Annotated in this window: 3 protein-coding genes; all 3 read right to left on the reverse strand. The window is 34.1% G+C overall.

Features of this window, described 5'->3' with window-relative positions:
• Positions 1–180: 180 nt before the first annotated feature.
• From J9892_RS20100 to J9892_RS20110, 3 genes are read right to left on the reverse strand one after another with little or no spacing between them, the layout of a single operon-like run.
• On the reverse strand, positions 181–747 hold the full coding sequence (locus J9892_RS20100) for a response regulator transcription factor (RefSeq protein ID WP_210538768.1): 567 nt from the start codon (positions 745–747) through the stop codon (positions 181–183).
• Complete coding sequence (locus tag J9892_RS20105) at positions 744–1,193, reverse strand: response regulator (RefSeq protein WP_210538769.1); 450 nt, start codon at positions 1,191–1,193, stop codon at positions 744–746. The genes J9892_RS20100 and J9892_RS20105 overlap by 4 nt, the downstream gene beginning before the upstream one ends.
• Positions 1,171–1,707: a hypothetical protein gene (locus tag J9892_RS20110; RefSeq protein WP_210538770.1), complete on the reverse strand. Its 537-nt coding sequence runs from the start codon at positions 1,705–1,707 to the stop codon at positions 1,171–1,173. Before J9892_RS20110 ends, J9892_RS20105 begins: the two co-directional genes overlap by 23 nt.
• Positions 1,708–1,823 lie beyond the last annotated feature (116 nt).

Consider the following 1,823-nt stretch of genomic DNA (forward strand, 5'->3'; position numbering starts at 1 on the left):
GTGGCAGGAAATAACAGAGAAGTTGGAGTGGGCAATGGTGTATTTATCCAAAAACGGCAAAAAGAGTAGGCAGAGAAAATCCAAGCAAAACAACACGTTAGACGGTATTATTAATTCGCTTGCCGCTTAAGGTTCTGTACATGAGAGAAAACAGACTACCCGCTCCCGGAAGAGTTGTTGTCAACATCCTCCCGGTGAACGGTTACTATGTGAGGATATTAACTTCTTAAACTTTTGTTGCCATAACCCCAATGATTCAATTCCATGAACAGTCACACATACTTTTTTAATATTTGATACATCACTATTGATTTTTGATGATTGCTGGTATTGAATCGCGTTTATTAATGTTGATTTCCATCCAATATTTTTATATGTTGCTTCTATAATTGAGAAGCAAAAAGAATTAAACTCCTCTCGATAGCTAATAATGTCATCAGCATCAGCCGTTATACCAATAATAAAACCAGGTTTATATATTCTCCGCTTTTCATTTTCTAACTGGGAGCGATGCGTAATCTCTTTAAGAAAAGCTAAACCATTTTTAGCTGTAGGAAGTTCATTCCTTTTAGGAAGAATTACATCAAGAATTAGAATGTCATAACATGTAACTGACATTCTTTTTCTCGCTGATTGTGTATTGTATGAGATATCTACTTGTTCAATATCACAAATCTTGGCCTTAGACAAAGCCATTGCAATTTCATTTGCACGCTGACTGTCATCATCAACAATTATGATTCTCACTGACTAAGCCCCATTATTACACGTTCAATTTCTTCTTTCCAATCACTATTAGAATTGCTATATAAAATGAAACCTTTACATTGTTCATGATAATTATTCAAAAGTTCATTTTTCAGTGAGTCAAATGAATGTGTGCTTTTGTTTTCACTGAAATTTTTATATTGTGTCACGAATAGAAATGGCGTAGTGATATTACGTCTAAACATTTTTCTAGCAAGCTCTTTACCACCAAAAACTCGAAATGCTCCGCCAGTATTTGCATCTGTCTTATCAAATGTAGGTAAACTCATGTCTAGCAGAACTAAATCATAGTCATTATTTTGCAGCTTTATCCAAGCACTTGTAAAAGAATAAGCCTCATCACTTAAGACACCTATATCACTTATGACTTTTATCAAACTTTGCCGCTTATGCATATTGTCTTCAACTGTTAGTATTTTCAGCATGATATGATACGTCCACTGTAAAGACCCCATCACATAGATCTACCGACAATTCAAATTGCTTAGAGCATCGTTGTAGATCGTATTTTGATTTATATAAACCGGACCCCCCTTCTTTAGCAAGAAGTTCATCTGATTTCATTTTTGATAACTTAACTTTAAGTTCAGACAAAGCCCCAGAATTTAACTCATCAATCTTATATTGTGGAACAGTATTAAATACTGAAATTTTATAACTTTCTTTACATATATTATCAATCTTAATATTGATGTTATTTTTACTAGTTCCATATTTTATAGCGTTATTAAAGCAATTGATCAGCGTTTGTACAAGAGACGATATATGCTCCCCTTGCACATTACTGCAAATAAACTCATTACTGCTAGTAATATCAAATTCTATGTGGGTAGGCGATATTTTTTCAAAGCATTTTTTTGCCAATTTAATGACATTTTCTATAGGGCAAGGCTCAAACTCTACATCCCCTTCATGTACAGGATCTTTAGCTACAACCAATTGAAATAGATAGAAAAAAGGCTTCGTTTGTGATCTGATTTAATCGCAAAAAAAAACCGACACGCCCGAAGCCATGACTATTATCAATGCAACCCAGTACCTCAAGCAACTTCTTA

Source organism: Aeromonas sp. Prich7-2, assembly GCF_017939255.1.
Taxonomy (GTDB): Bacteria; Pseudomonadota; Gammaproteobacteria; order Enterobacterales; family Aeromonadaceae; genus Aeromonas; species Aeromonas caviae.

What these genes read in the sequence shown, in the direction of transcription:
- J9892_RS20105 (WP_210538769.1), bottom strand. Translation starts at nt 1,193, where the DNA reads ATGCTGAAAATACTAACAGTTGAAGACAATATGCATAAGCGGCAAAGT.